Origin of the sequence: Parasulfuritortus cantonensis, assembly GCF_004337445.1 — a bacterium.
Taxonomy (GTDB): domain Bacteria; phylum Pseudomonadota; class Gammaproteobacteria; order Burkholderiales; family Thiobacillaceae; genus Parasulfuritortus; species Parasulfuritortus cantonensis.
Map to the genome: position 1 here is coordinate 1 of NZ_SJZB01000015.1, position 10969 is coordinate 10969.

Here is a 10969-nt window from a genome sequence, read left to right on the forward strand (position 1 = left end):
GCCCCGGCTCAGCGCAGGAATTCCTGGCTGATCGCCTTGAACTGCTCCGTACCGGCACGGTGCAGCCATTCGAAGGCGACCATCTCCCTGGACACCACCCGGCAGCCTTCCTGGCGCAGGCGCGCCAGGGCCAGCTCCTTGTCGGCCGGCCGGCGCGAGCCGACCGCCTCGGCGACGACATGGACGGCCTTGCCGGCGGCGAGCAGGTCGAGCGCGGTCTGCAGGACGCAGACATGGGTCTCGATGCCGGTCAGGATGACCTGCGGCCGGGCCATGGCGGCGAGGCCGTCCAGGTTGCCCTCGGCGACGGCCGAGAAATGGATCTTCTCCAGGATGTGTTCGGGCGGAATCGCCGGCGCCAACTCGGGGATCGTGTGGCCCAGGCCGCGCGGGTACTGCTCGGTGGCAACCACCGGTACGGCCAGACGCTGGGCAACCCCGAGCAGCCATTGGTTGTGGCGCCGGACCTCGGCGAAGTCGTGGATGGCCGGGGCGAGACGCTCCTGCAGGTCGATCATCAGGAGCACGGATTGGTCGGCTTGGATCAGCATGGTCGGCGGGCGCTTTGCGGAGGCCCGATTATTCAACGCCGGCGCCGGCCTTGCCAACCGGCGCGCCGGTCAGGCCGCCTGGCCGGGCAGGAAGTCCTGGCCCGACTTGCCGAGCCAATAGCCGTCGCAGGGGTCGGCGTACATGAACTTGCGCAACTCCGCCGGATCGGCCGGGGCACCGGCCAGGGCCTCGCGGTAATGGGCCACGACCGCGGCCATGTTGCGGTACTGGGGCGACAGCCTGAGCACCTCGACGCCGGTGTCGGCCAACTCGCCGACCCGGTGCGCCAGGGTGTAGATGCGCGCCGACTGGGTCTGGATGCCGTTCATGGCCAGGAAGGGCTGGTCCTCGCGGGTGTACAGGGTGAGGCCGTCGGGATGCTCCAGGCACTTGAACTGGCAATCGTCCTTCTGCAGGTTGTAGCGGCGCGCCGTGAAGCAGCGCGCCGAATAGGCCAACGGCAGGCGGCCGTACGCGAATACCTCGGTGGCGACGCCGGCGGGCACCGGCATGGCCTCGAGCATGGCGCGGTTCATCTCCACCGGGGGCACCCAGCGGAAGGCGCCGGCCTCGGCCAGCATGGCCAGGGTCTCGGGATTGTAGACGTTGAGCGTGGCGCCGGCGACGAAGCCGACGCCGGCCTCGATGCACAGGCGCACGGCGCCGAAATCGTTGGCCTCGACTCGGTGGCGGCCGTTGCCGACCAGCTTGCGCATGGCCTTGAGGTCGGATTCCGACTCGACCAGGGGCAACGAGGAGAGGACCACCTCCTTGCCCGCCCCGGCCAGGCGGTCGGCGACCTCCAGCCAATCGGCCAGGCGCATGAGATGGCGACGGGAGCAGACCGTCTCGCCCAGGTAGACGATGTCGACCGGCCAGCCGGCGGCCGCCTCGTAGAAGGCCAGGGTGTCCTCGCGGGACCAGTAGTACAGCAGCGGACCAAGGGCGAGTTTCATGGTGCTGGGGGTCGGTGCGGCGGTCGGGCTCATTTCCACGGGCGGTAGTAGGCGCCGAGGGTGTGCATGCTGCCCTCGGATACCTTGTCGAGTTGGGCGGTCCAGGCCGGCTTGGCGGCAAATGCCTCCGGGGCCCGCTTGACGGCGTCGATGGCGGCACGCCAGACCGCGGTCACCTGGGCGACGTAGGCGGGGCTGCGCTGCCGCCCTTCGATCTTGATGGCGGCCACCCCCAGGCGCAGCATCTCGGGCAGCATCGCCATGCTGTTCAGGCTGGTCGGCTCCTCGAGGGCGTAGTAGGTCTCGCCCTCGACCGCGAAGCGGCCCTTGCACAGGGTCGGGTAACCGGCCTTCTCGGTATCCGCGTAGCGGTCGATCAGGATCCCGTTCAGGCGCGTCTCCATGCCCTGCGCGGTCTGCTGCCAGCGCACGGCATGGCCGGGCGAGCAGGCGCCGAAGGTGTTCGGCGAGTCGCCGCAGGCATACGAGGAGAGCAGGCAGCGGCCCTCGACCATCACGCACAGGCCGCCGAAGCCGAACAGCTCGATCTCGGCCCCGGTGTTCTCGATCACGTTCTCGACCTGGGCCAGGGAGAGCACGCGCGGCAGCACCACGCGCTGGATGCCGAAGCGTTCGCGGTAGAAGTTGATCGCCTCGTAGTTGGTCGCCGAGCCTTGTACCGACAGGTGCAGTCGCAGCTGGGGATGGTGCGCGCGGGCATAGGCCATGAGGCCGGGGTCGGCCAGGATGACCGCATCGACACCCAGGCCGGCGGCCTTGTCGACGGCCCGGTGCCAGCGCTCCAGCGTAGCCGGCTGGGGAAAGGTGTTGAGGGCCATGAGGACCTTGCGGCCCCGCCCCTGGGCATAGCGTATGCCCTCGGCCAGGCTCTTCTCGTCGAAGTTGAGGCCGGCGAAGTTGCGCGCGTTGGTATTGTCCTTGAGGCCCAGGTAGACGGCGTCGGCGCCCTGGTCGACCGCAGCCTTCAGGGCCGGCAGGCTGCCGGCCGGACAGACGAGTTGCAGCAATGATGGTTCAGGCGACATGTTTCAGTTCCGTGCAGGCGCGGCCGACTCGGCTGCCCTGGCGGCTGCCGCGTTCCTTCAATAGGTTTTCGATACCGTTGAGCACCGGCCACTTGTGCTCGCACCACATGGGCGCGAGCAGGATGTCCGCCGAGGCGGTGCCGGTGACACGGTGGAAGACGACCGATTCGGGGGTACGCTCGATGAGGTCGGCGGCGACCCGGATATAGTCTTCCATCAACATGGGGGCGTACTCGCCGTGCCGCCACTGGTGCGCCAGCAGGGTGTGCCGGACGATGTGCAGCGGGTGCAGCTTGAGGCCGTCGGTGCCGACCTCGAGCACCCGGTCCAGGGTGCGCTGGTAGTGCCATTCGGTCTCGCCCGGCAGGCCCATGATCAGGTGCGTGCAGATCGGGATGCCCATGGCCCGGGCCTTGGTGCAGGTCTCGGCATATTCCGCGAAGCCGTGGCCGCGGTTGACCCGTGCCAGGCTGTCGTCGAAGGCGGACTGCAGGCCCAGCTCGAGCCACACTTCCATGCCGCGCGCCCGGTAGCCGGCGAGCAGGTCGAGCACCTCGTCGGCCACGCAATCGGGCCGGGTGCCGACCGCGAGGCCGATCATGCCCGGGTAGGCCAACGCCTGGTCATACAGTTCCCGCAGGCGTTCGGCTTCGTCGTAAGTATTCGTGTAGGCCTGGAAGTAGGCCAGGTACTTGCCGGCCCCGGTACGCCGGCCGATACCGTCGCGCCCGGAGGCCATCTGCTCGGCCAGGGACTTGCGCTTCTGGCTGCCCGGGCTGAAGGAGGCGTTGTTGCAGAAGGTGCAGCCGCCGGTCCCCTTGCTGCCGTCCCGGTTCGGACAGGTGAAACCGACGTCCAAGGCGATCTTGTGGACCCGCTCGCCGTGCTTGGCGAGCAGCCATTGGCCAAAGGTATTGACGACGTCGGATAGCGGCATGGTGAATGATCAGCAAAACAGATAAAAAGATACCACGGTATTCTTAGTATCGGCCATTCCGTTTGCCAAACCGGCGCGAACGCGTCCCCTCCCGCCGGCTTAACCTGGATGTAATAGGCTGTCGAATCGAACCGGAAACCCGTATGATGCCGAGTTCTTAAGATTTGCCATGTCGCCGACGCTCATTCGTCGACAACGGAGCGAGAGTTAATCGGATATGACGACGAAGTGTGTTGATGATTTCCGCCTGAAACTGGGTGCGCGCGAGTTGGTGCCGATCATGATCGGCGGCATGGGGGTGGACATCTCCACCACCGACTTGGCGCTGGTTGCCGCCCGCCTGGGCGGCATCGGCCACATCTCGGACGCCATGCTGCCCACCGTCGCAGACCGGCGCTACAACACGAAATTCGTCAAGCAAAACTAAAGAAGTATAAATATAACGTTGAAAATACAGACAAATCAGAAATAAAATTCGACCTGGGCGAGATCGACGAGGCGACCCGGCTCCACGTCGGCAAGGCCATGGAAAGCAAGCGCGGTGAAGGCATGATCTTCATCAACTGCATGGAAAAGCTGACCATGAACGCCCCCAAGGAGACGCTCAAGGTGCGCCTGAACGCCGCCCTCGACGCCGGCATCGACGGCATCACCCTGGCGGCCGGCCTGCACCTGGGCTCGCTGGCCCTCATGGAGGAGCACCCGCGCTTCCGCGACGCCAAGATCGGCATCATCGTTTCCTCCCTGCGCGCGCTGCAGTTGTTCCTGCGCAAGAACGCCCGCACCGGCCGCCTGCCCGACTACGTCGTCGTCGAGGGTCCGCTCGCCGGCGGCCACCTCGGTTTCGGCCTGGACGACTGGAACAAGCACGACCTCGCCACCATCAACGCCGAGATTCTCGCCTGGCTGCGTGCCGAGCAACTGGACATTCCGATCATCTCGGCCGGCGGCATCTTCACCGGTAGCGACGCGACCCGTTTCCTGGAGCAGGGCTCGGGCGCCGTCCAAGTCGCCACCCGCTTCACCGTCACCGACGAATGCGGGCTGCCCGACGAGGTAAAGCAGGAATACTTCAAGGCCAACGAGGAAGACATCGAGGTCAACGGCATCTCGCCGACCGGCTACCCGATGCGCATGCTCAGGGGCAGCCCCGGGATCGGCGCCACGACCCGGCCGAATTGCGAGGCCTACGGCTACATCCTCGACAGCAATGGCCACTGCGCTTATATCGACGCCTACAACCGCGAGGTCGCGGCACACCCGAACGAGAAGAAGGTCAGGATCTACGACAAGACCTGCCTGTGCACGCACATGCGCAACTTCGACATCTGGACCTGCGGCCATTACGCCTATCGGCTGAAGGACACCTCGCGCCAGGACGCCGAGGGCAATTTCCAACTCCTGAGCGCGGAACACGTGTTCCGGGACTACCAGTTCAGCAAGGACGGCAAGATCCTCCTGCCCTGAACACGGCATGCGGCCCGGATACGACTGGGACCTGTTCTGCGCCGTCGTCGACAACTACGGCGACATCGGCATCACCTGGCGCTTGGCGCGCCAATTGGCCTCGGAGCATCGCCTCCGCGTCCGCCTCTGGGTCGACGACCTGGCCGCTTTCCGGTGCCTGCGCCCGGAGATCGATCCGGACCTGGACGAGCAGGCCTGCCAGGGCGTCACGGTCCGGCATTGGCGCGCGCCGTTCCCCGCTGCCGAACCTGCCGACGTCGTGGTCGAGGCCTTGGCCTGCCATCTCCCCGAGTCCTACGAGTCGGCGATGGCGGAACGGCCGGTCAAACCGGTCTGGCTTAACCTCGAATACCTGAGCGCCGAGGACTGGGTACCGGGCTGCCACGCCCTCGCTTCGCCCCATCCGCGCCTGCCCTTGACCAAGTATTTCTTCCTGCCCGGCTACGTGCCGGGTACCGGGGGCGTGCTCAAGGAGTCCTGGTTGGTGGCGGCACGGGACGACCTGCGTGCCGACCCGGCCGCACAGGCCGCGTTCTGGCGCCGCTTGGCGGTGCCGGAGGCCGAGGAATCGCGGATTTCCCTGTTCAGCTACGAAAACACGGCCATCCAGGGCCTGTTCGAGACCTGGGCGGACGGCCCCGAGCGGGTCCGCTGCCTGGTTCCCGAGGGCCGCCCGCTGGCCGACGTGGCGGGCTTCTTCGGGCGGCCCGCCGTGGCAGCCGGCGAGCAACTGGTACGCGGCAACCTGGCCGTACAGGTGTTGCCGATGCTGTCCCAGGACGACTACGACCGCCTGCTCTGGCTGTGCGACTGCAATTTCGTGCGCGGCGAGGATTCCCTGGTCCGCGCCATGTGGGCGGGCAAACCCCTGGTCTGGCAGGCCTATCGCCAGGAAGACCAGGCCCATTGGCCGAAGATCCATGCCCTCCTCGACCTGCTCTGCGGCGACCTGGACCCCGGCGACGCGGATGCCCTGCGGGCCCTGTGGAGCGCTTGGAACGACATGGCCGGAGCCGGTCCGGCCTGGCCCGAGTTCTGGCACCGGCGCCCGGCCTGGCTGGCCAGGCTGGACCGCTGGCAGGCCCAGTTGGACGGGGTCGGCGACCTGGCCACCAATTTGGTGAAATTCTGTAATGAAAAATCCAAATAAAAAGTTATAATTATCAGCTTTTTACGACCCCAATTTTCTCAGAGCAGATCATGAAAATCGCACAGGAACTCCGCGTCGGCAACGTCGTCTTGGTGGGCAAGGACCCGCTGGTGGTGCAAAAGGCCGAATTCTCCAAGTCGGGCCGCAATGCCTCCGTCGTCAAGATGAAGTTCAAGAACCTGCTGACCGGTTCCGGTTCCGAGACCGTCTACAAGGCCGACGACAAGTTCGAGCTGGTGGTGCTGGACAAGAAGGAATGCCACTACTCCTACTTCGCCGACCCCATGTACGTGTTCATGGATGCCGAATACAACCAGTACGAAGTCGAAGCCGACAACCTGGGCGACATGCTCAAGTACCTGGAAGACGGCATGGAATGCGAAGTGGTCTTCTACGACGGCAAGGCCATCTCGGTCAACATGCCCTCCTCCGTGGTGCGCGAAGTGGAATACACCGAACCCGCCGTCAAGGGCGACACCTCCGGCAAGGTCATGAAGCCGGCCCGCATCAAGCCCACCGGCGTGGAAATCTCGGTGCCCGCCTTCGTCGAAATCGGTGACAAGATCGAAATCGACACCGCCACCGGCGAATACCGCAACCGCGTCAAGTAAACGCCGCGGGACGCCGACAGGAAGCCGCCCACGGGCGGCTTTTTTGTCGTCCGGCCAGGTTGCGAATTTCACGATTTCGCCACACCCCACTGGCATCCTGAGTTCAGGTTTGTAGAATGGAAACCTGATCGGTCGGTATGCAAATACCAACAATCGCTGCCATTCGTCCGGCAGTGCAAAAAGCGCCCGGCCGCTAGAATCCAACCATTCCGCCACGAGCATTACGGCATTCACGTATCCATCCAGAAGGAGAATAAGATGCGCGCAGCTATCCATGTCCTCAGTTCCCTGAGCATCGCCCTCGCCGCTGCCGGTGTGGCCAGTGCCGACGTTTCCGGCCCGTACTACAACCCCGCCAACGAAGCCAGCAGCACCGGCACCACGACCGGCAAGGACCTGTACAAGACCATCGGTTGCCCGGGCCGTGCCCTGCTCGATCCGGCCTGCCAGGGCGACGCCCCGAAGCCCGCTCCGGCCCCGGCGCCGGCGCCCGCGCCGGCCAAGACCAGCAGCGACATGCCCAACGCCAAGCCCGGCGAGTGCTACGCCAAGATCATCAAGGATCCCGTCTACCGTACCGAAAAGGTCCAGAAACTGGTCAAGGAAGCGGGCGAGCGGATCGAAATCCTGCCGCCGGTCTACAAGGCCGTGAAGGTCCACGTCCAGAGCGAGGAGATCCAGGAAGTCGTCCCCGCCGCCTACGAGACGGTCAAGGAACGCGTCCTGGTCAAGGAAGCCAGCACCCGGATCGAGGATGTCCCGGCAGTCTACGAGACGGTCGAAGAACGTGTAGTGGCCAAACCGGCCAGCAAGAAGTCCATCGAGGTGCCGGCGGTCTACGAGACGGTGACGGAACGCAAGCTGGTGCGCGACGCCTATACGACGTGGAAGCCGGGTACGGCCACCAATGTCCAGATGGTCGATGCCAAGACCGGCGAGATCTTCTGCCTGGTCGAGGTGCCGGCCGAATACCAGACCGTCACCCACGAGGTGCTGAAGACCCCGGCGACCGTGCGCTATGAGGATATCCCGGCCGAGTACACGACGATCAAGAAGACCGTCCTGAAGAACCCGGCCACGACCCGCACCGTCGAGGTTCCGGCCGAATACGCCGAGCGCGAGGTCACCAAGCTGGTCACGCCGGCGACCACGACGACCAAGGTGGTGCCCGTCGACTACATGCGTGAGGTCATGACCATGGTGACGCCGGCGACCGAAAAGCGGGTCCCCGTTCCCGCCGAATACGCCGCCGTCGACCAGCAGGTCCTGGTCAGCCCGGCCCAGGAGTACTGGGAACAGATCGTCTGTGAAGTCAACGCCACGCCGGCCAAGATCGCCGAAATCCAGAAGGCACTCCAGGCGGCCGGCTACAACACCGGCGGCACCAGCGGGCAGTTGGATAGCGCGACCCTGAACGCCGTTACCGCCTACCAACGTGCCAACGGCCTGCGCGCCGACGGTTACGTCACCGTGGAGACGGTCCGCGCCCTGGGTCTGAGCGAGAAGTAAGCCAACCCCACGCCCCCGGGCGTGCCGCGGTCGAAGAGTGCGTCGCAACCCGACGCACTCTTTTTTGCCCGTGGCCATCTGTGGTATGCATACACCACTCGCGACGGCCATTTGTGCCGATGACCGGGCCGGCTATCGCATTACAATAGGGGCGTAATTTAAAATATCTGAATATTCGATTTCTTTCTAAGGAGAAAATGATGCGTGTCGCCCTGTTTGCCCTGAGCTCGCTCTGCGCCGGTCTGTTTGTGGCCGCCAGTGCCCAAGCCGAGACCTACTACGACCCCAGCAACGTCGGCAGCCCGACCGGCGTGACCGTCGGTAGCGAGCTGTACCGCACCATCGGTTGCCCGGGCAAGGCCCTGCTCGATCCCAGCTGCAAGGAAGAGCAAAAGCCCGCCCCGGTCGTCGTGGTCGAACCCGCCCCGGCCCCGGCTCCCGCCCCGGCGCCGGTCGTCGTGGTCGAACCCGCCCCGGCCCCGGCTCCCGCCCCCGTCCAGGCCAGCGCCCCGGAATATGTGAATCCGTTCGCCTTCTGCTTCATCAAGCACTGAGCCTGAAGCGGGTTTGCCATCTGCCGAGCGGATGGCGGATTTGCCGACAAAATGCGCCCATCCGGGCGCATTTTGTTATCTGCTTGCCGGCACGCGGCCACATGAATAGCATTCCGGCATGCGTAACCAAACTGTAGTAGACCTTCGCATCGACGCCGACTGGGTCATCCCCGTGGAACCGGCCGGCAAGGTGTTCGCCCAGCACAGCGTGATCGTCGGCGAGGGCCGCATCCAAGACATCCTGCCGAGTCACGAAGCGGATGTCCGTTACCTGTTCCGCGAGCGCCTGCGCCTGCCGGGCCATGTCTTGATGCCCGGCCTGGTCAACCTCCATACCCACGCCGCCATGACGCTGCTGCGCGGGTTCGCCGACGATCTGCCCCTGATGACCTGGCTCAACGACCACATCTGGCCCGCTGAAGGGCGCTGGATGTCGCACGGCTTCGTCATGGATGGCAGCCGGCTGGCCTGCGTGGAGATGCTCAAGGGCGGCGTCACCTGCTTCAACGACATGTATTTCTTCCCGGACGCCACCATCGAGGCCGCCCTGGAAGCGAAGATGCGGGTCGCCGCGGGCATCATCGTGATCGACTTCCCCTCCGCCTGGGCCGCCGATCCGGATGGCTACCTGCTCAAGGGCATGGAGGTGCGCGACGCCTACCGGCACCAACCGCTGGTATCTTTCTGCCTGGCACCCCACGCGCCTTACTCGTGTGCCGACAAGACCCTGGAGAAGGTGCAGACCTACGCGGCGCAGCTGGACCTGCCCATCCACATGCACGTCCACGAAACCCACGACGAGATCCACAAGAGCCTGGAAACGCACAAGGTCCGGCCGCTCGAGCGCTTGCATGGTCTGGGTTTGCTCGGACCGCAGTTCGTGGCTGTCCACGCCGTCCACCTGACCAACGAGGAAATCGTCCTCCTGGCGGAACAGGGCTGCCACGTCGCCCACTGCCCGACCTCCAACCTGAAGCTGGCCAACGGAGTGGCCCCGAAGGCGCGCCTGCTCGATGCCGGCGTCAACGTCGGCGTCGGCACCGATGGTGCCGCCAGCAACAACCGCCTCGACGTCTTCGAGGAGACCAGGCTGGCGGCCCTGCTGGCCAAGGGCGTGTCCGGACGCGCCGACGCCGTGCCTGCGCCCGCCGCGCTGGCCATGGCAACCCTGAACGGTGCCCGAGCGCTTGGCCTGGACAGCGAAATCGGCTCCCTGGTACCGGGCAAGCAGGCCGACATCGTCGCCGTCGACCTGTCAGGCGCGGCCATGCAGCCGTGCTACGACCCCATCTCCCAGCTCGTCTATTGCGCCGGTCGGGAGCAGGTCCGTCACGTCTGGGTGGCCGGCGAGATGGTGGTCAAGGACGGTCGCTGCCTGTCCCTCGACGAGGCCCACCTGGTCCGCCACGCGCACCAGTGGCGCGAGCGGATCGCGGCGGGCTGACCGCTTCCATCCGCCACTGCCCGGGCGCCAGGCCGGCCAGGTCCCAGCCGGCGAGTTGCCAGCGGATCAGGCGCAAAGTCGGCAGGCCGACGTTTGCGGTCATGCGCCTGACCTGGCGGTTCTTGCCTTCCCGGATGGTGAGTTCCAGCCAGGACGTCGGAATCGTCTTCCGGAAGCGTACCGGCGGCTCGCGCGGCCACAGGCCTGCCGGTGCCGGAATCGGCCGCACCTTGGCCGGAAGCGTGAGGTAGTCGCCCAGATCGACGCCAGCCCGCAATGCCGCCAGCGCCGCCTCATCCGGCTCGCCTTCCACCTGGACCCAGTAGGTCTTGTCCTTGCCGAAACGCGGGTGGGCCAGGCGATGCTGGAGTGCACCGTCGTCGGTTAGAATAAGCAGGCCTTCGCTGTCCGCGTCCAGTCGGCCGGCGGCATAGAACCCCGGTATGTCGATGTACCCCTTCAACCCCGGGTGGCCGTCTTCGTCGGTGAACTGGCTCAGCACGCCGTAGGGCTTGTTGAACAGGATGATGCGACTCATTTCTTGTCTCTACCAGGAGCTATCGTGACCACTCGAATCCAGGTCCCCGCCCAAGGCGAAAAGATCACCGTCAATGCCGACTTCTCGCTGAACGTGCCGAATCGGCCCATTATCCCCTTCATCGAGGGTGACGGTACCGGCGTCGACATCACGCCAGTCATGCGCCAAGTGCTTGATGCCGCCGTGGCGAAGGCATACGGCGGCC

General features: G+C 65.5%; 12 protein-coding genes and 1 pseudogene. 8 read left to right on the forward strand and 5 right to left on the reverse strand.

What is annotated here, in order from left to right; genetic code table 11:
* Positions 1-8: 8 nt before the first annotated feature.
* The 4 genes from EZJ19_RS04615 to mnmL form a co-directional block, all read right to left on the reverse strand.
* Positions 9-551, reverse strand: coding sequence for a hydrolase (locus EZJ19_RS04615; RefSeq protein WP_131444449.1), 543 nt, complete (start codon positions 549-551; stop codon positions 9-11).
* 69 nt (positions 552-620) lie between these two features.
* Positions 621-1508: a ubiquinone anaerobic biosynthesis protein UbiV gene (gene ubiV / locus EZJ19_RS04620; RefSeq protein WP_131444450.1), complete on the reverse strand. Its 888-nt coding sequence runs from the start codon at positions 1506-1508 to the stop codon at positions 621-623.
* Positions 1509-1537: 29 nt separating this feature from the next.
* Positions 1538-2554, reverse strand: a complete 1017-nt coding sequence (gene ubiU, locus EZJ19_RS04625) for a ubiquinone anaerobic biosynthesis protein UbiU (protein WP_131444451.1) — start codon at positions 2552-2554, stop codon at positions 1538-1540.
* Complete coding sequence (gene mnmL, locus EZJ19_RS04630) at positions 2544-3491, reverse strand: tRNA modification radical SAM protein MnmL/YtqA (protein ID WP_131444452.1); 948 nt, start codon at positions 3489-3491, stop codon at positions 2544-2546. Before mnmL ends, ubiU begins: the two co-directional genes overlap by 11 nt.
* 217 nt (positions 3492-3708) lie before the next feature.
* Between mnmL and EZJ19_RS16225 the strand changes: the two genes are divergently transcribed.
* The 7 genes from EZJ19_RS16225 (at position 3709) to EZJ19_RS04660 (ending at position 10226) form a co-directional block, all read left to right on the forward strand.
* Complete coding sequence (locus EZJ19_RS16225) at positions 3709-3918, forward strand: hypothetical protein (RefSeq protein ID WP_240754652.1); 210 nt, start codon at positions 3709-3711, stop codon at positions 3916-3918.
* A 98-nt stretch (positions 3919-4016) separates the two neighbouring features.
* A complete protein-coding gene (locus EZJ19_RS04635; RefSeq protein ID WP_240754653.1) occupies positions 4017-4958 on the forward strand; it encodes a nitronate monooxygenase in 942 nt (313 codons plus the stop codon).
* A gap of 7 nt (positions 4959-4965) precedes the next feature.
* On the forward strand, positions 4966-6108 hold the full coding sequence (earP, locus tag EZJ19_RS04640) for an elongation factor P maturation arginine rhamnosyltransferase EarP (protein WP_131445132.1): 1143 nt from the start codon (positions 4966-4968) through the stop codon (positions 6106-6108).
* A gap of 50 nt (positions 6109-6158) precedes the next feature.
* Positions 6159-6719, forward strand: coding sequence for an elongation factor P (gene efp, locus EZJ19_RS04645; RefSeq protein WP_131445133.1), 561 nt, complete (start codon positions 6159-6161; stop codon positions 6717-6719).
* A 258-nt stretch (positions 6720-6977) separates the two neighbouring features.
* On the forward strand, positions 6978-8228 hold the full coding sequence (locus EZJ19_RS04650; RefSeq protein WP_131445134.1) for a peptidoglycan-binding domain-containing protein: 1251 nt from the start codon (positions 6978-6980) through the stop codon (positions 8226-8228).
* A gap of 197 nt (positions 8229-8425) precedes the next feature.
* Entirely contained in the window at positions 8426-8782 is a 357-nt protein-coding gene (locus tag EZJ19_RS16000; RefSeq protein WP_206199313.1) for a hypothetical protein, read from the forward strand.
* A gap of 118 nt (positions 8783-8900) precedes the next feature.
* Positions 8901-10226, forward strand: coding sequence for a TRZ/ATZ family hydrolase (locus tag EZJ19_RS04660; RefSeq protein WP_131445135.1), 1326 nt, complete (start codon positions 8901-8903; stop codon positions 10224-10226).
* Here EZJ19_RS04660 and EZJ19_RS04665 read toward each other — a convergent pair.
* On the reverse strand, positions 10141-10764 hold the full coding sequence (locus tag EZJ19_RS04665) for an rRNA large subunit pseudouridine synthase E (protein WP_131445136.1): 624 nt from the start codon (positions 10762-10764) through the stop codon (positions 10141-10143). The two genes, EZJ19_RS04660 and EZJ19_RS04665, sit on opposite strands and share 86 nt — an antisense overlap.
* 24 nt (positions 10765-10788) lie before the next feature.
* Between EZJ19_RS04665 and EZJ19_RS04670 the strand changes: the two are divergent.
* A pseudogene (locus tag EZJ19_RS04670) lies at positions 10789-10969 on the forward strand (NADP-dependent isocitrate dehydrogenase); the annotation flags it as partial.

Excerpts from the sequence above, each read along its gene's own strand:
- EZJ19_RS04615 (WP_131444449.1), bottom strand. The coding sequence starts at position 551 with ATGCTGATCCAAGCCGACCAATCCGTGCTCCTGATGATCGACCTGCAG.
- ubiV (WP_131444450.1), bottom strand. The coding sequence starts at position 1,508 with ATGAAACTCGCCCTTGGTCCGCTGCTGTACTACTGGTCCCGCGAGGAC.
- ubiU (WP_131444451.1), bottom strand. The coding sequence starts at position 2,554 with ATGTCGCCTGAACCATCATTGCTGCAACTCGTCTGTCCGGCCGGCAGC.
- mnmL (WP_131444452.1), bottom strand. The coding sequence starts at position 3,491 with ATGCCGCTATCCGACGTCGTCAATACCTTTGGCCAATGGCTGCTCGCC.
- EZJ19_RS16225 (WP_240754652.1), top strand. The coding sequence starts at position 3,709 with ATGACGACGAAGTGTGTTGATGATTTCCGCCTGAAACTGGGTGCGCGC.
- EZJ19_RS04635 (WP_240754653.1), top strand. The coding sequence starts at position 4,017 with ATGGAAAGCAAGCGCGGTGAAGGCATGATCTTCATCAACTGCATGGAA.
- earP (WP_131445132.1), top strand. The coding sequence starts at position 4,966 with ATGCGGCCCGGATACGACTGGGACCTGTTCTGCGCCGTCGTCGACAAC.
- efp (WP_131445133.1), top strand. The coding sequence starts at position 6,159 with ATGAAAATCGCACAGGAACTCCGCGTCGGCAACGTCGTCTTGGTGGGC.
- EZJ19_RS04650 (WP_131445134.1), top strand. The coding sequence starts at position 6,978 with ATGCGCGCAGCTATCCATGTCCTCAGTTCCCTGAGCATCGCCCTCGCC.
- EZJ19_RS16000 (WP_206199313.1), top strand. The coding sequence starts at position 8,426 with ATGATGCGTGTCGCCCTGTTTGCCCTGAGCTCGCTCTGCGCCGGTCTG.
- EZJ19_RS04660 (WP_131445135.1), top strand. The coding sequence starts at position 8,901 with ATGCGTAACCAAACTGTAGTAGACCTTCGCATCGACGCCGACTGGGTC.
- EZJ19_RS04665 (WP_131445136.1), bottom strand. The coding sequence starts at position 10,764 with ATGAGTCGCATCATCCTGTTCAACAAGCCCTACGGCGTGCTGAGCCAG.